Origin of the sequence: Cellulophaga lytica DSM 7489 (assembly GCF_000190595.1) — a bacterium.
In the GTDB taxonomy this organism is placed as follows: domain Bacteria; phylum Bacteroidota; class Bacteroidia; order Flavobacteriales; family Flavobacteriaceae; genus Cellulophaga; species Cellulophaga lytica.
The window spans coordinates 3625996-3649640 of record NC_015167.1; the positions used below are offsets into that span (position 1 = coordinate 3625996).

At 30.3% G+C, this 23645-nt stretch carries 26 protein-coding genes and 1 tRNA gene; 21 read left to right on the plus strand and 6 right to left on the minus strand.

Annotation, left to right across the window (positions count from 1 at the left end; genetic code table 11):
- Positions 1 to 70: 70 nt before the first annotated feature.
- Positions 71 to 358 (minus strand): DUF493 family protein, encoded by a 288-nt coding sequence (locus tag CELLY_RS15930; RefSeq protein WP_013622736.1) that lies wholly within the window; start codon positions 356 to 358, stop codon positions 71 to 73.
- Between the two features lie 95 nt (positions 359 to 453).
- Between CELLY_RS15930 and CELLY_RS15935 the strand changes: the two genes are divergently transcribed.
- From CELLY_RS15935 to CELLY_RS15955, 5 genes are all read left to right on the plus strand, one after another.
- Positions 454 to 996, plus strand: coding sequence for an AAA family ATPase (locus CELLY_RS15935; protein ID WP_013622737.1), 543 nt, complete (start codon positions 454 to 456; stop codon positions 994 to 996).
- A complete protein-coding gene (locus CELLY_RS15940) occupies positions 996 to 2894 on the plus strand; it encodes a RecQ family ATP-dependent DNA helicase (RefSeq protein WP_013622738.1) in 1899 nt (632 codons plus the stop codon). Before CELLY_RS15935 ends, CELLY_RS15940 begins: the two co-directional genes overlap by 1 nt.
- Position 2895: 1 nt before the next feature.
- On the plus strand, positions 2896 to 3843 hold the full coding sequence (fmt, locus tag CELLY_RS15945) for a methionyl-tRNA formyltransferase (protein WP_013622739.1): 948 nt from the start codon (positions 2896 to 2898) through the stop codon (positions 3841 to 3843).
- A 176-nt stretch (positions 3844 to 4019) separates the two neighbouring features.
- On the plus strand, positions 4020 to 4292 hold the full coding sequence (locus CELLY_RS15950) for an HU family DNA-binding protein (protein WP_013622740.1): 273 nt from the start codon (positions 4020 to 4022) through the stop codon (positions 4290 to 4292).
- Between the two features lie 113 nt (positions 4293 to 4405).
- Positions 4406 to 4966 carry a YqgE/AlgH family protein gene (locus CELLY_RS15955; protein ID WP_013622741.1) on the plus strand — a complete coding sequence of 187 codons (561 nt, stop codon included), beginning with the start codon at positions 4406 to 4408 and terminating at the stop codon, positions 4964 to 4966.
- Here CELLY_RS15955 and CELLY_RS15960 read toward each other — a convergent pair.
- The gene (locus tag CELLY_RS15960; RefSeq protein WP_013622742.1) at positions 4963 to 5808 is read right to left on the minus strand and encodes an aminotransferase class IV; all 846 of its coding nucleotides are present in this window, start codon (positions 5806 to 5808) and stop codon (positions 4963 to 4965) included. The two genes, CELLY_RS15955 and CELLY_RS15960, sit on opposite strands and share 4 nt — an antisense overlap.
- A 54-nt stretch (positions 5809 to 5862) precedes the next feature.
- The gene (locus tag CELLY_RS15965; RefSeq protein ID WP_013622743.1) at positions 5863 to 6246 is read right to left on the minus strand and encodes an START-like domain-containing protein; all 384 of its coding nucleotides are present in this window, start codon (positions 6244 to 6246) and stop codon (positions 5863 to 5865) included.
- Positions 6247 to 6384: 138 nt separating this feature from the next.
- On the opposite strand from CELLY_RS15965, the gene CELLY_RS15970 reads away from it, so the two are divergent.
- The 10 genes from CELLY_RS15970 to CELLY_RS16015 all read left to right on the plus strand — a co-directional run bounded on the left by CELLY_RS15970 (position 6385) and on the right by CELLY_RS16015 (position 14543).
- A tRNA-Met gene (locus tag CELLY_RS15970) sits at positions 6385 to 6458 on the plus strand.
- Positions 6459 to 6754: 296 nt separating this feature from the next.
- On the plus strand, positions 6755 to 7597 hold the full coding sequence (locus CELLY_RS16815; protein WP_013622744.1) for a hypothetical protein: 843 nt from the start codon (positions 6755 to 6757) through the stop codon (positions 7595 to 7597).
- Positions 7598 to 7652: 55 nt separating this feature from the next.
- Positions 7653 to 7973: a hypothetical protein gene (locus CELLY_RS15980; protein WP_013622745.1), complete on the plus strand. Its 321-nt coding sequence runs from the start codon at positions 7653 to 7655 to the stop codon at positions 7971 to 7973.
- Between the two features lie 4 nt (positions 7974 to 7977).
- On the plus strand, positions 7978 to 8574 hold the full coding sequence (locus tag CELLY_RS15985; RefSeq protein WP_013622746.1) for a hypothetical protein: 597 nt from the start codon (positions 7978 to 7980) through the stop codon (positions 8572 to 8574).
- Positions 8575 to 8867: 293 nt separating this feature from the next.
- Positions 8868 to 9164 carry a thioredoxin gene (gene trxA / locus CELLY_RS15990; protein ID WP_013622747.1) on the plus strand — a complete coding sequence of 99 codons (297 nt, stop codon included), beginning with the start codon at positions 8868 to 8870 and terminating at the stop codon, positions 9162 to 9164.
- Positions 9164 to 9751 carry a methyltransferase domain-containing protein gene (locus CELLY_RS15995; protein ID WP_013622748.1) on the plus strand — a complete coding sequence of 196 codons (588 nt, stop codon included), beginning with the start codon at positions 9164 to 9166 and terminating at the stop codon, positions 9749 to 9751. The genes trxA and CELLY_RS15995 overlap by 1 nt, the downstream gene beginning before the upstream one ends.
- 144 nt (positions 9752 to 9895) lie before the next feature.
- The gene (locus tag CELLY_RS16000) at positions 9896 to 11227 is read left to right on the plus strand and encodes a cytochrome ubiquinol oxidase subunit I (protein ID WP_013622749.1); all 1332 of its coding nucleotides are present in this window, start codon (positions 9896 to 9898) and stop codon (positions 11225 to 11227) included.
- A gap of 2 nt (positions 11228 to 11229) precedes the next feature.
- Positions 11230 to 12306 (plus strand): cytochrome d ubiquinol oxidase subunit II, encoded by a 1077-nt coding sequence (gene cydB, locus CELLY_RS16005; protein WP_013622750.1) that lies wholly within the window; start codon positions 11230 to 11232, stop codon positions 12304 to 12306.
- 123 nt (positions 12307 to 12429) lie between these two features.
- Positions 12430 to 13203, plus strand: coding sequence for an XRE family transcriptional regulator (locus tag CELLY_RS16010; protein WP_013622751.1), 774 nt, complete (start codon positions 12430 to 12432; stop codon positions 13201 to 13203).
- Positions 13200 to 14543 (plus strand): exonuclease domain-containing protein, encoded by a 1344-nt coding sequence (locus tag CELLY_RS16015; protein WP_013622752.1) that lies wholly within the window; start codon positions 13200 to 13202, stop codon positions 14541 to 14543. Before CELLY_RS16010 ends, CELLY_RS16015 begins: the two co-directional genes overlap by 4 nt.
- Position 14544: 1 nt before the next feature.
- On the opposite strand, the gene CELLY_RS16020 is transcribed toward CELLY_RS16015, so the two are convergent.
- Positions 14545 to 14931, minus strand: coding sequence for a YchJ family protein (locus CELLY_RS16020; RefSeq protein ID WP_013622753.1), 387 nt, complete (start codon positions 14929 to 14931; stop codon positions 14545 to 14547).
- A 271-nt stretch (positions 14932 to 15202) separates the two neighbouring features.
- Between CELLY_RS16020 and CELLY_RS16820 the strand changes: the two genes are divergently transcribed.
- Together CELLY_RS16820 and CELLY_RS16030 are read left to right on the plus strand one after the other, a co-directional pair.
- The gene (locus CELLY_RS16820) at positions 15203 to 17497 is read left to right on the plus strand and encodes a PAS domain-containing sensor histidine kinase (protein ID WP_013622754.1); all 2295 of its coding nucleotides are present in this window, start codon (positions 15203 to 15205) and stop codon (positions 17495 to 17497) included.
- Between the two features lie 6 nt (positions 17498 to 17503).
- Positions 17504 to 17908 (plus strand): response regulator, encoded by a 405-nt coding sequence (locus CELLY_RS16030; RefSeq protein WP_013622755.1) that lies wholly within the window; start codon positions 17504 to 17506, stop codon positions 17906 to 17908.
- A 47-nt stretch (positions 17909 to 17955) separates the two neighbouring features.
- Here CELLY_RS16030 and CELLY_RS16035 read toward each other — a convergent pair whose 3' ends face one another.
- Positions 17956 to 18906: a phosphoribosylaminoimidazolesuccinocarboxamide synthase gene (locus tag CELLY_RS16035; protein WP_013622756.1), complete on the minus strand. Its 951-nt coding sequence runs from the start codon at positions 18904 to 18906 to the stop codon at positions 17956 to 17958.
- A gap of 9 nt (positions 18907 to 18915) precedes the next feature.
- A complete protein-coding gene (locus tag CELLY_RS16040) occupies positions 18916 to 19869 on the minus strand; it encodes a PhoH family protein (protein WP_013622757.1) in 954 nt (317 codons plus the stop codon).
- Positions 19870 to 19997: 128 nt separating this feature from the next.
- On the opposite strand from CELLY_RS16040, the gene CELLY_RS16045 reads away from it, so the two are divergent.
- Genes CELLY_RS16045 through gldG form a run of 4 tightly spaced genes read left to right on the plus strand, consistent with a single transcriptional unit; the run spans position 19998 to position 23528 of the window.
- Entirely contained in the window at positions 19998 to 20828 is an 831-nt protein-coding gene (locus CELLY_RS16045; protein WP_013622758.1) for an SAM hydrolase/SAM-dependent halogenase family protein, read from the plus strand.
- Positions 20829 to 21125, plus strand: a complete 297-nt coding sequence (locus tag CELLY_RS16050) for a putative quinol monooxygenase (protein ID WP_013622759.1) — start codon at positions 20829 to 20831, stop codon at positions 21123 to 21125.
- A gap of 4 nt (positions 21126 to 21129) precedes the next feature.
- The gene (gene gldF / locus CELLY_RS16055; RefSeq protein ID WP_013622760.1) at positions 21130 to 21861 is read left to right on the plus strand and encodes a gliding motility-associated ABC transporter permease subunit GldF; all 732 of its coding nucleotides are present in this window, start codon (positions 21130 to 21132) and stop codon (positions 21859 to 21861) included.
- Positions 21861 to 23528, plus strand: coding sequence for a gliding motility-associated ABC transporter substrate-binding protein GldG (gene gldG, locus CELLY_RS16060; protein WP_013622761.1), 1668 nt, complete (start codon positions 21861 to 21863; stop codon positions 23526 to 23528). The genes gldF and gldG overlap by 1 nt, the downstream gene beginning before the upstream one ends.
- The last annotated feature ends 117 nt before the right edge of the window (positions 23529 to 23645 follow it).

Consider the following 23645-nt stretch of genomic DNA (forward strand, 5'->3'; position numbering starts at 1 on the left):
ACGTGAAGTTATACGCTTAGGTTCTGCAAAGTACTAAAATAAATAAAACAAACACCATTTATAGGTGGTTTTATAAAGATATTACTCCTTTTATTTTACCAACTTCTTTATATTTTGCTATAACAGCATCCGGATTTTTTAAATTCACAGTTACAGAAACGCTTGTATATTTACCGTTTTTAGACTTTTTAGACTCTATAACTGCTCCTGTATTATTAAAAACTTCTTCTATTTGCTTAAATTTTTCTACATCTGTAGGAATAATAAATTTATACAGGTAATTAGATGGCCAACTGTTGTTTAACTCTAGTTGTTCCTTTAACCTTGCATAAAATTCTTCTGGATTATCCTTGTTCATACTTTATTTTTTACAAATATAATGTAATACTGTATTTTATACTACTTTTTGTGTAGTTCCTATTTTAGTTATCTTTGTAACATTAATTTTGCATATTGAAACCAAAAAAGATAGTTATTACAGGCGGTCCTAGTACAGGAAAAACAACAGTTATTAATAAAATAGATGCCCTTGGGTATACTTGTTTACATGAAATATCTAGAGATGTTACCTTAGCTGCCAGAGAAGAAGGTATTACGCAACTTTTTTTAACTAATCCTTTATTATTTAGTGATAAGTTGTTAGAAGGGCGCATAAAACAATACCAAAATGCCAATGAGCTAAACAAGGATATTGTTTTTCTTGATCGTGGTGTACCAGACGTTGTTGCTTATTTAAACGGAACAGACATTGCTTATGGTGATAATTACAACCAAGCTTGTACAAATACAAAATATGATGTTGTTTTTATATTTCCGCCTTGGGAAGAAATTCACTCTAACGACAATGAAAGGTATGAGGATTTTGAAGAAGCTAAAAGGCTGCATAATTTGTTAGATAAAACATATAGAGATTTTGGCTACACTCCTATTATTGTACCAACAGGTACTGTAGAAGAGCGTACTAATTTTATTTTAAAAACTCTAAATATTAGCTAGTGCATAAGAGTCCGCAAGATATTTTACAACAATACTGGGGCTATGCCAGCTTTAGGGGCTCGCAACAAAAAATAATTACTGCTGTTTTAGAGCAAAAAGATGTTTTAGCTTTATTACCTACCGGAGGAGGAAAATCTGTTTGCTACCAAGTACCCGCTCTATTACAAGAGGGCATTTGCATTGTAGTATCTCCCTTAATTGCTTTAATTGAAGACCAAGTAAATAGCTTAAAAGATAAAGGCATAAAGGCATTGGCACTTACCGGAGGTATTTCTTTTGAAGAGGTAAACAACCTTTTAGATAATTGCGTTTTTGGCAACTACAAATTTTTGTACTTATCACCAGAGCGTTTACAACAAGACTTGGTTAAAGAGCGCTTACAACAAATGAATGTAAACCTCATTGCAATTGATGAGGCACATTGTATTTCTCAATGGGGAAACGATTTTAGGCCTGCATACCAAAATTGTAGTACACTAAGAGACATTTTTCCTATTGTACCAGTTATTGCTTTAACTGCTACAGCTACTAAAAAAGTAGCATTAGATATTACAGAAAATCTTCAGTTTAGAAACTCTTTAACTATAAAAGATTCTTTCTCTAGAGATAATATTACATATAAGGTTTTATGGACAGAGGATAAAATGTACCAATTAAAACAACTTTGTGCACAAACCAATAATAGTGCTATTGTGTATGTTAGAACCAGAAGATTAGCAGAACAAATATCTAACTACCTAAACACAAACGGATTTGCTACTACTTTTTTTCACGGTGGTGTTCCTAAAAAAGATAAAAAAACAGTACTAAATAACTGGCTAAATAATACTACCAAAATTATAGTAGCTACCAATGCTTTTGGTATGGGTATAGATAAACCAGATGTTCGTTTGGTTGTACACTACCAAATTCCAGATAGTATAGAAAATTATTACCAAGAAGCTGGTAGAGCTGGTAGAGACCAACAAGAGTCTAGTGCTATTTTACTTTTAAACAAAGAAGATGAAAACCAGGTTAAACAACAATTTTTAAGTGTTTTACCAAATATTGCTTTTTTAAAACACCTATATAATAAGTTAAACAACTATTTTCAGATATCATATGGTGAGGATACACAACAGACTTTTCAATTAAACTTTAATAATTTTTGCAATACATATAAGTTAAAAGGAATGCTAACTTATAATGCACTAAAAATATTAGATCAACACTCCGTAATATCATTAGTAGAAAACTACAATAAACAAGCCACTGTACAATTTATAGCTAATAAGCCTACACTTAACCAATACCTAAGTACCCACCACAAACTTGTACCAATTATACAAGCGTTATTAAGAACCTATGGTGGTATTTTTGAGTATCCTATTAAAATTAACACCTCTTTACTAGCTAAAAAAATTACAGTTGATGAGAATACAATTCTTCAAGCATTAGAAAAGCTTCAAAAAGATGAAATTGTAAATTACACTGCACAAAATAGCGATTTAGAACTTACATTTTTAGTTCCTAGAGAAGATGACCAAACAATTAATTCATTCTCTAAAAAAGTAAAAGAATTACAACAGGTTAAAATAAATAATATTGATGCTATACTGCAGTACATTAATAATGATAAAATTTGCAGAAATGTACAACTACTAGCCTATTTTGGTGAAAAAAAAGAAAAATGCGGCAAGTGCGATGTGTGTATTAGTAAAGGCCCCAGCACTAGCAATAGTATTTTAGAGCTCATAACATCAGAAATAATAGATAAACTAAAAAATAACAATTTAAGTTCTAGAGAATTAATACAATTATTGCCTTACAGACAAGAAACAGTTTTAGAAGCTTTACAACTTTTATTAGAAGATAACAAAATAGATATTAACACAGAAAATAAATATACCCTACAATAATATGAGTAATTTACGTATTGTTTTTATGGGAACGCCAGACTTTGCCGTTACCATTTTAAATAGTTTAATACAACACAAATACAATGTGGTTGGTGTAATTACAGCTCCAGACAAGCCAGCTGGGCGTGGTAGAAAAATACACACTTCTGCAGTAAAACAATATGCAGAGAAAAACAACCTTACTATTTTACAACCTACAAACCTAAAGGCCCCTGCTTTTATAGAAGAATTAAAAGCTCTTGAGGCTAACTTACAAATTGTTGTTGCATTTAGGATGTTACCTAAAGTGGTTTGGCAAATGCCTAAATATGGCACATTTAATTTGCACGCTTCTTTATTACCACAATACCGCGGTGCCGCTCCTATTAATTGGGCTATTATAAACGGGGAAACAGAAACTGGTGTTACTACTTTTTTTATAGATGATAAAATTGACACAGGAGAAACTATTCTACATAAAAAAACAAACATTTCTGCTACTGAAAATGCAGGCGCATTGCACGACAAGCTTATGCATTTAGGAGCAGAACTTGTTATAGAAACTGTAGAGTTAATAGAAAAAGAAGAAGTAACTACAAAAAAGCAAGAAGAAAATAGCAATTTAAAATTAGCTTACAAGATACATAAAGACACCTGTAAAATAGATTGGACAGCAGATGCCACAAAAACCTACAACTTAATAAGAGGTCTTAGTCCTTACCCTGCAGCTTGGACTACTTTATATAATAATCATAGTAAAATAGATTTAAAAATTTACACTACAGAATTAATAGAAGAAACACATAACCTAAACCCCGGAAAATTAGTTTTTGATAAAAAAACTATAAAAGTAGCCGTACCTAATGGGTACATAAAATTGTTAGAAATACAGCTTTCTGGTAAGCGAAGAATGAAAACTAGCGATGTTTTAAACGGTTTACAATTAAAAGAAACCGCATATTTAGACTAGCTAAGCCCATTTTTAACATAAAAAGACGTAGAAAAAGCCCTACTTTATTAACAAACAGTCTTAGTTATTAACAAAATGATGCATTTCCCTGCAATTTACTTGCGTTAACGTTAAATCCATATAAATTTGTTAGTAGAATATAAGTTATTAAAAACAACAATTAATTTAATTTAATTATGAACAAAACAGAATTAATCGATGCTATGGCAGCTGACGCTGGCATCACTAAAGCAGCAGCAAAAAAAGCATTAGAATCTTTTTTAGGAAACGTAGAAGGATCACTTAAAAAAGGTGACAGAGTTTCTTTAGTTGGTTTTGGATCTTGGTCTGTGACTAGAAGAGAAGCAAGAGACGGTAGAAACCCACAGACTGGTAAAACTATCAAGATTGCAGCTAAAAACGTTGTTAAATTTAAAGCAGGTACTGAGTTAAGCAACTCTGTAAACTAAGCTTTACTTTTGTAAAATATAAAAGCGCTTCTACCTGTAGAAGCGCTTTTTTTGTGTGGTTACCTTTTATATCTCATAAAAATTATTTAATTTAATTGAATAAACACTATAATATGCCAATAAACCAACCACAAAAAGGAAACCTCCTTATAGCAGAACCATCACTAACTGGTGATGTTTCTTTTAATAGGTCTATAGTATTATTAGCAGAACACAATAATGATGGCTCTGTAGGCTTTATTCTAAACAAGCCTTTAGAATATACCATTAATGACCTTGTAGATGATATAAAACCCTCTTTTAGAGTTTATAACGGCGGCCCCGTAGAACAAGACAACCTTTACTTTATACATAAGGTACCAGACCTTATAGAAGGCAGTATAGAAATATCTAATGGTATTTTTTGGGGTGGTGACTTCCAAAAAATTGTTGGTTTAATCAACAACAACATTATTACCCAAAATGATATTCGTTTTTTCTTAGGATATTCTGGTTGGGATTCTATGCAATTAGACTATGAGTTAACGTCAAAATCTTGGATAATTGCCACAAACGAGCACAAAAGTCTAATTTTAGAAAAATGCACCAATAACCTATGGAAAGAAAAAATGGACCAATTAGGAGGTGATTACCTTTTATGGTCTAATGCTCCAGAAAACCCTGCTTTAAACTAAGACAACCTAGCTATTGCATTTAGTTTTCCTAATAAATCTTTAGCAACAGTATTAGCGTATTCTTTTTTCCTGTATTTTGTAATGGATTGTATGCCTGTAATTGCATTTGTTACAAACAACTCATCTGCTTTTTGCAGTTCAAAAGGAGATATAGATGCTTCTTCAAGCGTATAATTCTCTAATTTCTCTAAACTTGCAATTAATTTTTTACGTGTAATACCATTTAAACAACCATCTTTTAGTGGTGGTGTTTTTATTGTATTTCCTTTAACTAAAAACAAATTACCATTTAAAGCCTCTACAACTTGTTTTTGGTTGTTAAGTAACAAACAGTTGTTATAACCATTTTCCTTAGCGTAAATGCTACCTAAAACGTTTATAAGTTTGTTGTTAGACTTTAATGTAGACAATAAACCTGTATTTACATAATGATCTTTAAAAAGCTCTACCTCATAATGCTCATTAGAGTGTACATAAAAAGCATTTTCTAATACTTTTGCTTCTATAATAAAACTAACATTATTAGAATTTGGCAAGTACAAACCTCCATTGTTTCTAAAAACCGTTAATCGTATACGCAAAGCTTCATTTTGTACATTACTAGCTTCAATAGTATTTAAAATTTGTTCTTCTAAATACTCCATTGTAAAATTCATTGGTATTTCCATACGCAAAATACGCATAGAAGCCATTAAGCGTAAATAATGATCTTCCCAAAAATAAATTTTTCCATTTACAACACGTAAACTTTCAAACAATGAGTCGCCATAACGCAATCCTCTGTTTTCTTCATTTAAAAATAAAGTATTGTTTTCTACTAGTTCTCCGTTAAAATTTATCATAAAAAAAGCCTTGAAAAAAATTCAAGGCCAAAGATATTGTTTATTTCATAATTTCTAGGCAGATCCTAAGACTTGTTTTAAACTAGAAATTTGATTTGTCCATAATAATTTACCTTCCTCTACTTCATCTTCCTCAGCAAAGTCAGAAATAAATAAAGACACGTCTGATGTAATATCATCTACCTTAATACGAAGTTCAAAATAACAATCATCATCGTCATCTTCCCAAGCAAAACGAATAAATTCATCACTTTTTTTCTTTAATAAATTAGCAACTTCTTCAGATCCGTCCCAAATAAATGTAAATTTTTCTCCTCTTGAGTTAACGTTGTCTGCAAACCATTCTGATAAGCCAGATGGTGTAGATATATATTGGTAAAGCATTTGTGGTGAGGATTGTATCACAAACTCTAGTTCATAGTTAATTTTATCGCTCATTCTCGTAATGTTTAGAAAAGGCAATATATATATTTCTGTATGATAAAAAAACTAAAACAGCTATAATATTTTTATCAAAATTAATTTTGATAAACAGAAAAAAGATATATATATTTGCACCCGTTAAAAAAAACACCTGGCGAGGTAGCTCAGTTGGTTAGAGCGTCGGATTCATAACCCGGAGGTCACGAGTTCAACTCTCGTTCTCGCTACTAAACAAAACCCCCTAAATACAGGGGGTTTTGCTTTATATGACCTTTCGGGATAAACTATCAAAAAAGGAAAACAGCACCCAAAAGAGTACCCAAATTTATATTGTTAAACTATATACAGTTGCAAATATTACATACTATAAAAACTACAACTGAATTAATTTTACAATAATTAGAAAAACTTACGGAATCCAGTAATGAACTTAAATAATTTTATTACATATTTGATTTAATTTTTAAAATAAAATGTAATTAACTTTACAAATCGATTTTAAATTCACAACTTAATTTAGATAATGTACGTAATTAAGCTTTCAGGCTCTATAAACACAAATAACTACGGAATAAATAAATTACTTAATTTCTACAATACTGCAAAAAAATACAGTTATACCCATATATCTATAGATTTTTATGATTTAAAATGGATTGACGCTAATTTATGCGCCGTTTTTCAAGGTATAATATTTAAGCTCAATAAGGAAAGGGGACTAAACTTCTCTACTGATGAAATTTTCTTAAAACAAAAATTTGATATTTTAATTAGAAATGGTTTTTATTTATTTGATGAAAATGCAAGTGATGCTAGAAGCTCAACAGTAACTTTAAGAAAATTTTATAAAAATGAATCTCATAATTTTTTAGATTATTTAGATAATGACCTTTTAAGCCATAGAAGTTTAAAGGAAAATGAAGATTTAAAGGAAAATATACTTGGTAATTTATTAGAAGTTTTTGAAAACTATGAAATACATTCAAAAACTGAGTATCCAGTTTTTGTCTGCGGACAATATTACCCAACAAAGAAAATTTTAAAATTTACATTAGCCGATATTGGTGTTGGCTTTTTAGAACCGATAAGTATTAAAAAAAAGGAAATAAAGACCAGTATTGAAGCTATACGTTGGGCTATAATGAATGGAAATTCTACTAAGGATTTAATTCACAAAAACACTCCCGGTGGTCTAGGCCTTTTTGACTTACATCAATTTATGATAAAGAACAAAGGAAAACTAGAAATAGTAACAGGTAACGTATATTGGACTTCAAAACATCAAGAAATGAATTTTAATACATATAAAACATTAAATAATAATTTATTAGGAACTACAATAAATTTGGTTTTTAATTGTTATTAAAATAATTTTGCACTATATTTAAACTAAAACACACAACTACCTACATATACCTCATATGAAAAATATTGATATTTCTTTATTTTTAAATAATAATAATGCAATAAGTCATTCTCAAGGAACTACTCTTTACGAAGAAATAAAAGACCTTCCTATTGGTACTTATAAATTATCATTTATCAACATAACAAGAACTACAACTAGTTTCTTGAATGCCTCTATAGGCAAACTTGCTGTTCTTAATCCTTCTATGATAAATTCTTTTATTTTTGAATCTAATAATCCTAGAATTGAATCTAAAATAAATAGTGTTTTAAGAAATGCTAAAAACTACCATTCTCATGATGAAAATATTGAGAACGCTCTATTAGCAATTTAAATTAATGGCCTATAACATAAGAAACCTCAGAAACCACAATGTTGGTGATTATGACTATTTTTTAGATGCTAATATTTGGATTAAAAAATTAAAACCAAAGTTAGGTCATATTAACAAAAAAGATAAAACATACTCTGACTTATTTGATAAAATAGTTGAATGTCATAATTCAAAAATATTTATTACTCCTCTGTTAATTTCAGAAATACTAAACGTATGTTTACATATTGATTTTCAGAATTTTTTAACTGACATAAAAAAATCGTTCAGCAATAAAAATGAAGAAAAACATTATATGAAATTTAACTATCGTCCTAGCCAAGAATATAGAGATTCCTATTTAAATTTACTTGATGATATTAGTGCATTTGAACACAAATTACACTCAGCTGAAGATTCCTTTAATAAGGTAAATTTATCCAATCTCTTAGCTTTTCCTGAAAAATTAGATTTCAATGACTTTTATTATCAAAATATTTTTAATAATACTAGCATTAAATTTATAACTGATGATGAAGATTTTTGCGTTCAAAACATAGATGTGTTCTCACTTAACCAAAGATTAATTGATGCTGGAAATAAGTATGTAATAAAAAAATAACTTATAAATATCAGCACCCAAAACAGCACCCAAAACTATAATTTTTAACAAATTTACATTATTACAACACACTAACTATCAATGAAATACAGAGTAACAAAAATAAAGGGTAAAATTCATAACCCGGAGGTCACGAGTTCAACTCTCGTTCTCGCTACAACATTAAAAGCGATTTAGTAAAAACTAAATCGCTTTTTTTTATGCTTCAATTTTTTAAGCTTTACTTCTTTAATCATTTTTAAACATATTCTAATTTCATACCTTTATAGTTATTTAATTATATCTTTATTTAGATGAGTAAATTTTCAGAAATTATAAACAAAGACATTCCTGTTTTAGTAGACTTTTATGCAGAATGGTGCGGGCCTTGCAAAACAATGAGTCCTATTTTAAAACAAGTAAAAGACAATTTACAAGACAAGGTTTCTATTGTTAAAATAGATGTAGATAAAAACCAAAAACTAGCTGCTAAATACCAAGTAAAGGGCGTGCCTACTTTAGTGCTTTTTAAAAACGGCAAACAAGTTTGGAGACAGTCTGGAGTGTTACAAAAAAACGAATTACTATCTATTATTACACAAGCTAACTAATGAACCTTACTGAAGATTATTGGGACAATAGGTATAAAAAAAGCGATATTGGTTGGGATATTGGTGAAATTTCTACACCTTTAAAAAATTATTTTGACCAATTAAAAAATAAAGAAACACGTATTTTAATACCTGGTGGCGGAAATAGTTATGAAGCAGAATACTTGCATAAAAACGGATTTAAAAATATTTATGTAGTTGATGTCTCTAAAACAGCGCTAAATAATTTTAATGCTAGAGTACCTAATTTTCCTAAACAACACCTTCTCCACTCTAACTTTTTTGATTTAGACTTTAATTTTGATTTAATTATAGAACAAACATTTTTCTGTGCTATTAACCCTAAGCTAAGACTAGATTATACTGTAAAAGCACATAGTTTATTACATAAAAACGGAAAAGTAGCCGGTTTACTATTTAATATTCCATTAAATACTAATGAACCACCTTTTGGAGGATCTAAAAATGAATATCTTACGTACTTTAAGCCATATTTTGAAATAAAAACTATGGAAGAAGCATACAACTCTATAAAGCCAAGAGCAGGAAAAGAGTTGTTTTTTATCATTACTAAAAAAGAAAAATAATTGCTTTAAGCAAGAAGTTAATTTTCTTTTAAACTCTAATTTTATAAAATTTCTAAAAGCTTTTAAATAATAAGCTTTTTGTAATAAATGTTACATAGTTTTTAGCATCTGTGTTGTATTTTTATAGTCTAAACTTACAAGCATATGGAGGACATGCTATTTTATGATAGAATGCAGTTTGCGTTTACTATCACATTTCATTATTTATTTCCGCAATTAACAATGGGCTTATCTTTAATGATTGTCTATTTTAAATGGAAATTTCTTAGAACAAATACTCTAAAATATAATGAAGCTGCTAAATTTTGGATGAAAATTTTTGCACTTAACTTTGCTATGGGTGTTGTAACTGGCATACCAATGGAATTTCAGTTTGGCACCAATTGGGCTAAATTTTCTGAGTTAACCGGAGGTATTATTGGTCAGACCTTAGCTATGGAAGGTATGTTTTCTTTCTTTTTAGAATCTTCCTTTTTAGGTCTGTTTTTATTTGGAGAAAAACTTTTAGGACACAAACTACATTTTGTTACTGGGTTTCTTGTTTTTTTAGGTTCTTGGGCAAGCGGATACTTAATTATAGCTACGCACTCTTGGATGCAATATCCTGTAGGATATGAAATATTAGAAAATGGTAAGTTTGTTTTAAACAATTTTGGAGCTCTTTTTTCTAATCCATGGTTGCTACCTTCCTACTTACATAACCAAGCGGCATCTTTGGTAACTTCTTCATTTGTTGTAGCTGCTATAGGAGCTTTTTATCTTTTAAACAATAAACATAATGAGTTTGGCAAACTCTTTTTAAAAACAGGTGTTATTTTTGGTTTAATTTCTAGTTTATTAGTTGCTTTCCCTACAGGAGATTTGGTTGCTAAAAACGTAGCAAAACACCAGCCAGTTACTTTTGCTGCTATGGAAGGTATTTTTGAAACTGAAGATGGAGGTTCTGAAATTGTACTTATTGGTCAACCCAATATGCTTGAAAAAAAATTGGACAATAAAATTGCGGTACCAAACATATTAAGCTTTTTAACATACCAAGACTGGAATGCAGAAATTAAAGGCTTAAATGAGTTTACTAAAGATGTACATCCTACAAATGTACCTGGTCTGTATTACGCTTACCACATAATGGTGGGTTTAGGTACAATTTTTATTGGTTTAATGCTTATAGCTGTTGTACAACTATTTCGCAAAAAACTTTACAAAACAAAATGGATATTATGGTTTCTTATGTTTATGATACCTTTTCCGTATATAGCTAACACTACCGGTTGGTACACAGCAGAGTTAGGAAGACAACCTTGGCTTGTTTATAATTTACTGCGTACTGCAGATGGGGCTTCGCCAACAGTTTCATCTGGTAATACACTATTCACCTTATTGGGCTTTATTGGCCTATACTTGCTACTTGGCTTGCTATTTTTAATGCTTGCAGGAAAAATTATTAATAAAGGGCCACAACTTAACAACCACTAATTATGGAACTATTTTGGTATATCGTTTTAATGACAATGCTTGCTATTTATGTAATTTTAGATGGTTACGATTTTGGAGCAGGAATTATACACTTATTTTTTGCTAAAAAAGAAAAGGATAAAAAAGCAATTACTAATGCTATTGGTCCTTTTTGGGATGCTAATGAAGTATGGTTAATAGCTTCTGGAGGTGTTTTATTTTTTGCTTTTCCAACATTATATGCATCGTCTTTTAGTGGATTTTATTTGCCATTAATTATAATTTTGTGGTTACTTATTTTTAGAGCAATTGGCTTAGAGCTTAGAGGTCAAATACACAATAAAATTTGGGAAGCCATATGGGATAAAGCTTTTGGTATTGCTAGCTTACTTTTAGCTCTATTTTTTGGTGTAGCTTTGGGTAATGTTGTTAGAGGTGTAAATTTAGGTAATGTTGTAGATGGTGTTTCTACACATGAAGCACATTATTTCTTTTTACCTTTATGGAACCCTAGTTTTAGTCCACACGCAGAAGAATTAGGTATTATAGATTGGTTTACCCTACTATTAGGTATTATTGGTGTAGTTGCGCTTACAATACACGGTGCAAACTGGATTATATTTAAAACTAATTCTGATATCAATGAAAAACTTAAAAAAGTAATTTTTAATTTAAATATTGTTTTAGTAGTACTGGTAATACTATCATTACTGGTTTGGCATATAATAGAGCCACATCCTTTTCACAACTTTATAGATATGCCTTGGTTGTGGATTTTTCCAATAATAACATTTACAGGTTTATTTGGCTTATTTAAAGTAAAATCTTTTAAAAAGCACGGAATAGGCTTTTTATTTTCTACCTTATTTTTATTTGGCGGACTTACATCTACCGTAGCTTCAATTTTTCCTAAAGTTTTGCCATCTACAAACTCTATAAATCCAGACTTAACACTCTACAATGTTGCTGCAGATGAATACGGACTCTCTGTTGGTGTTTATTGGTTTGCTATTGCAGTTGTACTAGTTGCTATTTATATGGTTATACAATACAAGGTTTTTAAAGGAAAAATGGATAATGTAGGCTACGGGGAACATTAAAAAAGACTACAAATAATTAAACCTCTAAAAACCAAACAACTACAATATTTAAATTATAAATAAACTTTTAAGTACGTTTTTTAGCTACAATTAATTGCAATTATTGTTTACATTTGTAGCATTATGATTTTTATTGCTACAAACATTCGCCATTTAAGAAGCTTAAAAGGTGTTACACAACAAAGCTTAGCCATAGACTTAGGTATAACAAGAGCCCGTGTAAGTTCTTATGAAGAAGGTCGTTCTGCTCCTACTATTGAGACTCTTATACAACTGTCTGATTATTTTAAGTTACCCATAGATGTCTTAGTACGTAATGATCTAAGCAAAGCTACAGATGCATCTTTTATAGAAATTGGCAACCAGCGTGTACTTTTTCCTATACAAGTAGATGATAGTAATGACAATTTAATAGAAATTGTACCTGTTGCTGCTTCTGCTGGCTATTTAGCTGGCTATGATGATCCAGAGTATATAGAGCAATTATCTAAAATTAAACTTCCTTTTTTACCCACTGGTAAACACAGAGCTTTTCCTATTAAGGGCGACTCTATGCTGCCTATGAAAAATGGCGCATTTGTAATTGGCAAGTTTATAGAAGACAGAAGAGATATTACCAGTGGTAAAACATATGTTTTAGTTACACTTAATGATGGTATGGTTTACAAAAGAGTTTATAATCAAATTGAAAAAAACAATACTCTAAAATTAGTATCAGACAACAACGCATATGAGCCTTATGAAGTAGCTATTGATGAAGTGTTAGAGATTTGGGAATTTACCTGTAGTATTAACACTCAAGAATATACAGAAGATGAACTTAAAATAAGTAGCATAATTACAATGTTTAATACACTTGGTGTAGAGTTAAAAGCATTAGAAAAATCTTTAAAATGATGTACACAATTATTGATGTAGAAACTACCGGCCAAACTAATAAAATTACTGAAATTTCTATATTTAAGTTTGATGGTGATAAGGTTGTAGATGAGTTTACGTCTTTAGTTAATCCAGAAGATGTAATTCCTTACTACATTACTACACTAACAGGTATAGACAACGCTATGGTTGCAAACGCTCCTACCTTTGCAGAAATTGCCCAACAAGTATTAGATATTACAGAAGATACCATTTTTGTAGCTCATAACGTAAATTTTGATTATAATGTTATACGTAACGAGTTTAAAGCTGTAGACAAAGATTTTAGACGTAAAAAATTATGCACAGTAAGACTTTCTCGTAAGCTATTACCTGGACATAACTCCTATAGTTTAGGCAAACTATGCAAAGATTTAGACATTGCTATAGAAGGCAGACACAGAGCCAGAGGTGATGCCGAAGCTACTGTAACTTTATTTAAGATTTTAGTTAATAAAGAAGGTTCTGAAACTGTTTTTAATAGCTTTCTAAAAAAGACATCAAAAGAAGGTACATTGCCATCTCATTTACCAACAGAAGTTTTTAATAAAATACCTAATACACCTGGTATTTATTACTTTAAAAACAAAAAAGGTAAAATTATATACATAGGTAAAGCTGTTGATTTAAAAAAAAGAGTGCTTTCTCATTTTTACAGCAAAACACAGAAATCTTTAGATATGTGTAGAGAAACAGCTGATATAGATTTTGAACTTTCTGGTAGTGAGCTTGTTGCTTTACTAATGGAGGATGCTGCTATAAAACAACATTACCCAGAGTATAACCAGCTAGCAAAAAGAACCCTTAAAAACTATGCTGTTTTTAGCTATACAGACCGTAAAGGAATAATACATTTAGCTTACAACTCCGTAAAAAACAGTCCTAATCCCTTAAAAATTTTTTCTAATGTAAGGCAATGTAGAGCTTATGTAGAAGAGCTGTGTTTTTTATTTAATTTGTGCCCTAAATACTGTCATCTACAAGAAGGTGTACAAGCCTGCAACCACCATAAAATTAGTGCTTGCAATGGTATTTGTAGACAAAATGAAACTCCAGAAGAGTATAACTTAAGAGTAGACAAAGCCATACAACATATTAAAGATGTAGCTAAAATAAAAGTACTTAAAGAAAAAGGTAGAACCGAAGATGAAGAAGCGTTTGTATTATTAAAAAATGGCAGTTATATGGGATATGGTTTTATAAGTAAAACTGAAATTATTACAAACAATGAACAGTTAGAAAACTACTTAATACCACAAAAAGACAACTTAGATATTCAAAAAATATTACGTGGTTTTACAAATAAAAAATTAGTATAAATTAATTACCGTCTACATATACCCAGTGACCGTTTTCTTTGCAAAAATTAGACGTTTCATGTAAAATAATGATGCTAGAATCTTCCATATAGTATGCTTTAAACTCTACTATACCTGTATCATCAGTTTTTGTTCCTTTATCTATATCTAACACAGATAATTTTATCCAATGTACAGAGTTTGTCCATTTTTCTATTTCATTACGCTCCCTTTTTTTTGGTCTAGTTTTGCTGTAATGACTTTTGTATAAATAATCCATATTAGCCAATACAAACGCACTGTACCTAGAACGCATTAACTGCTCCGCTGTTTCTACATTTGTAATATCTAAATGGGCCTTTTTACAACAATTTTCATAAAGTTGAGTAGGTGTACAAGGACATTGCATATTTTTTTGGGGTATTTACAGTAAACAACTGATAATTAAGCCCTAAAAGTAATAAATTGTTTTTACAATTATAATATAACTAATATTTTTTTAATTAAACTAAATAATTAAAAAAAGGAAGAATTAAGAAGTATTTTATCGAAAATAAGTAAAAAGAAAAACATTTATTACCTACTATAATTGTTAATTTCATTAAAATAGTTATTTTTAGAATATTCTATTCCCCCAAGAAATAGCAATAACGCTTAATTAGCTTATAAATTAATTTAGAATGCATAACGCAATTGAAAAAAATCCTAAAATTAAAAATACGTTAGACCGTATAAATAACGTGGCACGTATTGGTATTTGGGAGCTTAACCTAGAAACCAAAGATTATACTTTGGATAAAATTACAAGTGACATTTTAGATTTAAAAGATAGAAATAAAATAAACTTAAAAGAGACCATTACTCTTTTTACAGATAAAGTACATAGAAAAAATATTAAAGAAGGTATGACTAACCTCATTACCAATGGTGTTAGTTTTGACAAAGAGGTTGCTTTAGAAACAGTTACAGGAAAAAAAATATGGGCTCGTAAAATTGGGCTTGCAGATAAAAAAAATGGTGTTGTAACTCGTGTTTACGGTATTTTTCAGGAAATTACAGAAGCAAAAAAAACAGAACAACAATTACACTCTGTTAACAGTGAATTAAAATCTATAATAAACTCTAGTGCCGTTTCTATTGTTTCTATTGACAAACAAGGAGGTGTTATGCAGTTTAACTCTGGTGCAGAAAAACTTTTAGGATTTTCTGCTAATGAAGTAATTGGAAACTTACCTCCTACTTCAATTCTTTTAGAAGAAGAGTTAGCCAACTTTAGTAAAGAATTTGCTTCTAAATTTGGAAAAGAACATATAAAAAATTACAATCCTTTTTATGAATTAGGAATACAAGATATTAAAGATACAAGAGAATGGACATTTCGTAAAAAAAATGGAACTCTTTTTCCTGTAGAACTTTCCCTAACTCCACTTAAAAATGATTTAGATGAATACCTAGGTATTTTGGGTATTTTTTACGATATAACAGACCGTAAAAAAGCAGAAGCTGAACTCCTTAAAAAAAATCAGCTTCTAAGCTACGCAGAACAAATTACCATGATGGGTAATTGGAGCTGGAATATGGTAAATAATGACATTACTTGGTCTGCCAATATGTATAATATTTTTGGTAGAGACCCAAATACATTAAAAAATGTAACTTTTGACACGTATTTTAATCATATTCATCCAGAAGACCGCAAAGAGGTTTCTAACTTTATTGATATAACTGTAAAAGAAGGTAAGTTTACAGATGTTTTACACCGTATTGTATTAGAAGATGGTACTACAAAAACGGTACATTTATTAGGAGAACTTATTACCAATGAGTTAGGAGAACCCATAGAAATGATGGGAACCTGCCAAGATGTAACGCAGTTACGTATGGCAGAATTAAAGTTTAGAGGACTGTTAGAATCTGCACCAGATGCAATGCTAATTGTAAATGAGGAAGGTTGTATACAAATTAGTAATAAACAGGCCGAAAAGTTGTTTGGCTACTCATCTCTAGAATTAAAAAATAAACCTGTAGAACTTCTTATACCAGAGAAGTTTATGCATACATACAAAACCAATAATAATAACTTTTTTACAACTATTAAAACTAGTGAAGCAGAAAAAAGTGAAGATTTATATGCATTACATAAAAATGGAGAAAAAATACCAATTCAAATAAGTTTATCTCCCTTAGAGACAGAAGAAGGTTTACTTATTTCTGTTGCCATAAGAGATATTACAGAGCAAAAACACGCAGAGTATAAAATATTAAAAGCCAAAGAAAGACTTGAAGTTTTAACCGATAACCTATTAAATAAAAACAGACAGCTAGCAGATTTTGCGCATATAACATCACATAACTTAAGAGCTCCAGTAAGTAATTTAAACTCTCTTTTAGGTTTTTATAATAGCGCTACAGATGAAGAGGATAAAGCAGAGATTTTTAGCAAGTTTGAAATTGTTATTGGCCATTTAACAGAAACATTAGACACACTTGTAGAAGCCTTAAAGACTTCTAATGGAGCACCAACCGAGCTTAAAAAATTAAAATTTGAAGACATTTTAAATAAAACTAAGGAAATTTTAACTGGTGAAATAGAAGCTACAAACGCAACAATAGTTAGCGATTTCTCTTCTGTAAATACAGTACTATATAGCAAGTTATATTTAGAAAGTATTTTTTTAAACCTAATTAGTAACGCAATTAAATATAAATCACCAGATAGAGACCCTGTAATAGAGATAAAAACAACTTTAATAAAAAACAGAATAACCTTAACCATAAAAGATAATGGCTTAGGTATAGACTTAGAAAAACACGGCCACAAATTATTTGGCTTAAACAAAGTTTTTCATAGACATCCAGAAGCAAAAGGTATAGGCTTATTTATGACCAAAGTACAAATAGAATCTCTTGGCGGCTCAATTAGCGCTAAAAGCCACGTTAATAAAGGAACAACCTTTATAGTAACCCTAAACTAAAAAATTATGAAAAACCATTTTAACGTATGTATTATTGATGATGATGATATCTATCAATTTACAATAGTGAAAACAATTAAAGCATTAGGCTTGGCAAAAAAAATTATGGTTTTTTCTGATGGAGAAGAAGCAAAAGATTTTATGCTAGATAATATTAAAAATAATTATGAACTTCCCGATGTTATTTTTTTAGATAACAATATGCCCATAATGGATGGTTTTCAATTTATGGAAGAATACGTAAAATTTAAACCTCAATTAGACAAAAAAATTACGGTTTATATGGTTTCATCTTCTGTAGACCCTGTAGATATAGAACGTGCTAATAATGTATCTGAAATTAATGGTTACATTATTAAACCTATAAAACCAGGACAGTTAAAATCTATTATAGAAAACTTAAATGCTTAAAAAGTAAAAAGACCGTTATATTACGGTCTTTTTACTTTTTAAGTATACTATAGTGTTTGCAAACACTCTAAAACATTAGTTTCTATCCTTTTTTGAATATTTGAGATGTCTGCTTTAACAAAAGTTTCTCCTGTTATATTTTCATATAACTCTATATACCTCTCAGACACAGACGCTATATACTCATCTGTCATTTCTGGCAATGTTTGTCCTTCTAACCCCTGAAAATTATTGCTTATTAGCCATTGGCGTACAAACTCTTTAGACAATTGTTTTTGTGGCTCTCCTTTTTCTTGTCTTTCTTTATAACCATCTGCATAAAAATAACGAGAAGAATCTGGAGTATGTATTTCATCAATCAAAACAATTTTACCGTCTTTAGTTTTACCAAATTCATACTTAGTATCTACTAAAATTAAACCTCGTTTTGCTGCTATTTCTGTTCCTCTTTTAAATAAAGCAAAAGTGTAATCTTCTAACTGCTTATAATCGGTTTCAGAAACTATACCTCTTTTTATAATATCTTCTCTAGAAATATCCTCGTCGTGGTCTCCCATTTCTGCTTTAGTAGCAGGTGTTATAATTGGAGAAGGAAATTTATCATTTTCCTTTAATCCCTCTGGCATAGGCACACCACAAAGCACTCTTTTTCCTGCTTTGTATTCTCTAGCTGCGTGTCCAGACATATACCCACGTATAACCATTTCTACCTTAAAAGGCTCACAAGCGTGACCAATAGCTACATTTGCATCTGGTGTTTTTAATAACCAATTAGGAACAATATCTGCTGTATCATTCATCATTTTTGTAGCTATCTGGTTTAGTATTTGCCCTTTATATGGTATTCCTTTAGGCATAACCACATCAAATGCAGAAAGTCTGTCTGTTGCTACCATTACCATAATGTCATCCTCTAAACGATATACTTCTCTAACCTTACCTTTGTAAACGTTTACTTGTTTAGGAAATTTAAAATTGGTATCTGTAATTGTATTCATTAGTGCTTTTTAATTTTGATGCTCTATATTTTTGTATGCTTCTATAACTTTTTTAACCAATTTGTGCCTTACAACGTCTTTATCATCAAGGTAAATAATTTTTATACCATCTACATTACCCAAAACTAGTAAAGCTTCTTTTAAACCAGAAATTACTCTACGTGGCAAATCTATTTGGCCAGGATCTCCTGTTAATAAAAACTTTGCATTTTTACCCATACGTGTTAAAAACATTTTCATTTGGGCATGCGTAGTATTTTGTGCTTCATCTAAAATAACAAAAGCGTTATCTAGTGTTCTACCACGCATAAATGCCATTGGTGCAATTTGTATGGTTCCGTTTTCTATGTAATGTGCTAATTTTTCTGCCGGAATCATATCACGCAAAGCATCATACAACGGTTGCATGTAAGGGTCTAGCTTTTCTTTTAAGTCTCCTGGTAAAAAACCTAAATTTTCTCCTGCTTCTACCGCTGGTCTAGTTAAAATAATACGCCTTACCTGTTTTTCTTTTAAAGCTTTTACTGCCAAAGCAACACCAGTATATGTTTTACCTGTACCTGCAGGGCCAATAGCAAAAACCATATCATTATTGGTTGCAGCCTCTACTAGTTTACGCTGGTTAGCAGTTTGTGCTTTAATAAGTCTACCACTAACACCGTGTACTAAAACATCTCCACTACTCTGTTTTGTGGCGTAATCTTCTTGGCTATTGCTAGTAAAAACCCTTTCAATTACATTTTCGTCTATTTTATTGTACTTAGCAAAATGGGTCATAAGCATATCTAAACGCTTATCAAATTCTTCTAAATGCTCATCATCTCCGTAAGCTTTTATCTTGCTGCCACGGGCAACAATTTTTAGTTTTGGAAAGTATTTTTTCAATAAATCTATATGCGCATTTTGATGCCCAAAAAATTCTCTGGGACTTATTTCTGTGAGTTCAATTATGATTTCGTTCAAATGAAAAAATGTATTAAAAGGTTAGGACGTAAATATAAATTTTAGTTGGCTATTTTTTTATGTAATTTTGTATAACAAATTTAATCAAAATCACTTCACCACGGCAAAAAACATATCAACAGTCATAAATGACAATACTAACACTAACTACTGATTTTGGATACAAAGACCATTTTGTTGGCGCACTAAAAGGAGCAATCTTCAGCGAAATTGAAAATGCAACTATTGTTGATATATCACACAGCATAAATCCGTTTAACATACAAGAATGTGCCTATATTCTTAAAAACTCGTACAAAACGTTTCCTAAGGGTACAGTGCATATTGTAGGTGTAGATGCCGAGCTTACCAAAGAAAATGAACATATTATTACTTATGTTGATGGGCATTATTTTATAAGTGCTAACAACGGCGTTGTTTGTTTAATAACTTCTGAAGTTAAACCAGAAAAAATAGTTTCTATTAACATACCAGACACTAAAGATGGCTCTTTCCCTACTTACGATGTTTTTATAAAAGCTGCTTGCCATTTAGCTCGTGGTGGTAAAATGGAAGTTGTAGGCAAGCCATTTACCAATTTAAAGACTTTTAAAGACTTTGTTCCGCAATTAATAGATGGAGGCAAAACCATAATTGGCAATATTGTTTACATAGATAATTACGGAAACGTTGTTAGCAATATTCAAAAAAACTTATTTGAAGCTTATAAAAATGGTAGAGATTATGAGGTTAGAGTACGTGGTAAAGTATTAAAAACAATACATAATAAGTATAGTGATATTATTAACTTTGATGCAGAAAAAAACCGACGCAATGGTCCTGGAGATTTATTAGCTCTTTTTAACTCGTCTCAGTTTTTAGAACTTGCTATTTATAAAAGCAATTTAACCACTGTTGGTGGCGCATCTACCCTATTAGGATTAGATTATAGAGACACCATAACCATTAATTTTTTATAAATGATAGTACGCATTGTAAAATTGACGTTTAAAACTGAAAATATTGTTAGCTTTGAAAATATATTTAACCAGTCTAAACATTTAATTAGAAATTTTGATGGATGTAACTTTTTAGAGCTATACCAAGACAAAAATAACCCTGCTATATTTTTTACATATAGTTATTGGGATAGTGAAAATGCTTTAGAGGCTTACAGACACTCAGATTTATTTATTGGTGTTTGGGCAAAAACTAAAATACTATTTGCAGATAAACCAGAAGCTTGGACTGTAAATAAAAATGAAACTTTAAATTAATTAGATGTACGCCATTTACAAACGAGAAATACAGTCGTTTTTTACGTCGCCAATTGGCTATATGGTCATTGGCTTATTTTTAATATTTTGCGGCCTGTTTTTATGGGTTTTTAAAGGAGAATACAATGTTTTTGATTATGGTTTTGCAGACCTAAGCAACTTCTTTTTTCTTGTTCCTTGGGTATTTTTATTTTTAATACCTGCCATTACAATGAAAAGTTTTTCTGAGGAACGTAAAACAGGAACTTTAGAGCTGTTATTTATTAAACCAATATCTTTATGGCAAACAGTTATTGGTAAATTTTTAGGAACTCTTACCTTAGTAATTATAGCCATTATACCTACATTTTTATATGTATACTCTTTATCTCAGCTAGGGCAAACAATTGGTAATATAGATATGGGAGTTGTGTTTGGTTCTTATTTTGGACTTTTATTTTTAATGGCTAGTTACACAGCTATTGGAATTTTTGCTTCTACCCTTTCTCAAAATCAAATAGTTGCATTTTTACTGGCTTTAATTCTTTGTTTTGCCTGCTTTTACGGTTTTCAAGGTATTAGCACATTGTTTACAGACGGTAGCACATCTGTTGCTATAGCCTCATTAGGAATGAAAGCACATTTTGAGAGTATTGCACGCGGTGTTATAGACACTAGAGATTTAATTTATTTTATTAGCCTTACAGTGTTTTTTTTGTTTTTAACTGTTGTTCAACTTAAAAACTTAAATCAATAATGAAAAAAACTCTTACCTCCATAGCTATTGGTATTATTGCTTTAGTTGTACTTAATATAGCATCTAACTACATATACACAAGAATGGATGTTACAGAAGACAGCAGATACACATTATCTTCTGCTGCTTTACAAACCGTACAAAATTTTACTAATCCTGTAATTATAGATGTTCTTTTAGAAGGACAATTGCCAGGTGAATTTGTAAAATTACAGTCCGAAACAAAACAAATACTAGAAGAGTTTAAGGCTGAAAATAGCAATATAAAATTTAATTTTATTAACCCTTTAGAAACTACAGGCTCATCTGAAAATGCAATTGCAGAAATGCAAAAACTAGGCCTAACACCTGCTAATGTTACTGTAGAAGAAAACGGAAAAGTGTCTCAGGAATTTGTTTTTCCTTGGGCAATAGTTAACTACAACAATAAAACTGTAAAAGTTGCCCTGCTTAAAAATAAATTAGGAGCTACTACAGAAGAGCGCGTAACCAACTCTATACAACATTTAGAGTATTCTTTTGCAGATGCTTTTAGCAAATTAAACATTAAACAAAAAAAGAGAATAGCCGTTATTAAAGGTAATGGTGAGTTGCAAGATATTTACCTTGCAGATTACCTGTCTACTATTAAAGAATATTATAATATTGGAGCTTTTACCTTAGACTCTGTTGCTAGTAATCCAGAGAAAACATTAACTCAATTAAAAGAGTACGATCTTGCTTTAATTGCAAAACCTACGGAGCCTTTTACAGATAAAGAAAAATATGTGTTAGACCAATACATTGTAAATGGCGGAAAATCTATGTGGCTTATAGATAACGTTAGTATGGAGCTAGATAGTTTATTTAATAATGAAGGTAAATCTTTAGCTTTTCCTAGAGATTTAAACTTAAAAGATTTCTTTTTTAAATATGGCATACGTATAAACCCTGCATTGGTTAAAGATATATACGCTACACAAATTGTTTTAGCACAAGGAGATGGCAATAACTCTCAATACAACCCTGTACCTTGGCCATTTAACCCAATGGTTTTTTCTAGAAATGACCACCCTATAAATAACAATTTAGAAGCTTTACGTTTACAGTTTGCAAACAGTATAGATGTTTTAAATAATAACGAGTATAATAAACATATTTTATACTATAGTTCTCCCTTATCTACAGTGGTAGGCACACCAAATATTATTAGCTTAGATTTGGTTAATAAAGCCCCTAACAAAGAAGAATACAACAATGGTAATAAACCTTTAGCTGTTTTGGTAGAAGGTAAATTTAAATCTGTTTACAATAACCGCGTAAAACCATTTGCGCTAAAAAACAACAAAGAAGTTGGTACAAACAATAAAATGTTGGTTATTGCAGATGGTGATGTTATAAAAAACCAAATAAGCAAAGGAAAGCCTTTACAACTTGGTTATGACAAATGGACAAATAACGCTTACGGGAACAAAGATTTTATGGTAAATAGCATAAATTACCTGTTAGATGATAGCGGACTTATAAACATCCGAACAAAAAAAGTTGCAATTCCGTTCTTAGATAAAGAAAAAATTGTAGCTCAAAAAACCAAGTGGCAACTTATAAACATAGCATTACCAGTGGTTTTAACGCTACTATTTGGTTTAATATTTAATTATTATAGAAAACATAAATACGGTAAATAAGTGTTAATAAGTTTGTTTTCGTTAAAAGGACAATTAAAATATCTTTGTTTCAAGGATTTTTTAAACTTTTTGAAAAATACTTAAAGGCATTTGAGAGCCTAACCATAAATGAAGAAA

Bases quoted from the DNA above. Each gene is read 5' to 3' on its own strand.
- CELLY_RS15930 (WP_013622736.1), bottom strand. From the start codon at position 358: ATGAACAAGGATAATCCAGAAGAATTTTATGCAAGGTTAAAGGAACAA.
- fmt (WP_013622739.1), top strand. From the start codon at position 2,896: ATGAGTAATTTACGTATTGTTTTTATGGGAACGCCAGACTTTGCCGTT.
- CELLY_RS15950 (WP_013622740.1), top strand. From the start codon at position 4,020: ATGAACAAAACAGAATTAATCGATGCTATGGCAGCTGACGCTGGCATC.
- CELLY_RS15955 (WP_013622741.1), top strand. From the start codon at position 4,406: ATGCCAATAAACCAACCACAAAAAGGAAACCTCCTTATAGCAGAACCA.
- CELLY_RS15960 (WP_013622742.1), bottom strand. From the start codon at position 5,808: ATGATAAATTTTAACGGAGAACTAGTAGAAAACAATACTTTATTTTTA.
- CELLY_RS15965 (WP_013622743.1), bottom strand. From the start codon at position 6,246: ATGAGCGATAAAATTAACTATGAACTAGAGTTTGTGATACAATCCTCA.
- CELLY_RS16815 (WP_013622744.1), top strand. From the start codon at position 6,755: ATGTACGTAATTAAGCTTTCAGGCTCTATAAACACAAATAACTACGGA.
- CELLY_RS15980 (WP_013622745.1), top strand. From the start codon at position 7,653: ATGAAAAATATTGATATTTCTTTATTTTTAAATAATAATAATGCAATA.
- CELLY_RS15985 (WP_013622746.1), top strand. From the start codon at position 7,978: ATGGCCTATAACATAAGAAACCTCAGAAACCACAATGTTGGTGATTAT.
- trxA (WP_013622747.1), top strand. From the start codon at position 8,868: ATGAGTAAATTTTCAGAAATTATAAACAAAGACATTCCTGTTTTAGTA.
- CELLY_RS15995 (WP_013622748.1), top strand. From the start codon at position 9,164: ATGAACCTTACTGAAGATTATTGGGACAATAGGTATAAAAAAAGCGAT.
- CELLY_RS16000 (WP_013622749.1), top strand. From the start codon at position 9,896: ATGGAGGACATGCTATTTTATGATAGAATGCAGTTTGCGTTTACTATC.
- cydB (WP_013622750.1), top strand. From the start codon at position 11,230: ATGGAACTATTTTGGTATATCGTTTTAATGACAATGCTTGCTATTTAT.
- CELLY_RS16010 (WP_013622751.1), top strand. From the start codon at position 12,430: ATGATTTTTATTGCTACAAACATTCGCCATTTAAGAAGCTTAAAAGGT.
- CELLY_RS16015 (WP_013622752.1), top strand. From the start codon at position 13,200: ATGATGTACACAATTATTGATGTAGAAACTACCGGCCAAACTAATAAA.
- CELLY_RS16020 (WP_013622753.1), bottom strand. From the start codon at position 14,931: ATGCAATGTCCTTGTACACCTACTCAACTTTATGAAAATTGTTGTAAA.
- CELLY_RS16820 (WP_013622754.1), top strand. From the start codon at position 15,203: ATGCATAACGCAATTGAAAAAAATCCTAAAATTAAAAATACGTTAGAC.
- CELLY_RS16030 (WP_013622755.1), top strand. From the start codon at position 17,504: ATGAAAAACCATTTTAACGTATGTATTATTGATGATGATGATATCTAT.
- CELLY_RS16035 (WP_013622756.1), bottom strand. From the start codon at position 18,906: ATGAATACAATTACAGATACCAATTTTAAATTTCCTAAACAAGTAAAC.
- CELLY_RS16045 (WP_013622758.1), top strand. From the start codon at position 19,998: ATGACAATACTAACACTAACTACTGATTTTGGATACAAAGACCATTTT.
- CELLY_RS16050 (WP_013622759.1), top strand. From the start codon at position 20,829: ATGATAGTACGCATTGTAAAATTGACGTTTAAAACTGAAAATATTGTT.
- gldF (WP_013622760.1), top strand. From the start codon at position 21,130: ATGTACGCCATTTACAAACGAGAAATACAGTCGTTTTTTACGTCGCCA.
- gldG (WP_013622761.1), top strand. From the start codon at position 21,861: ATGAAAAAAACTCTTACCTCCATAGCTATTGGTATTATTGCTTTAGTT.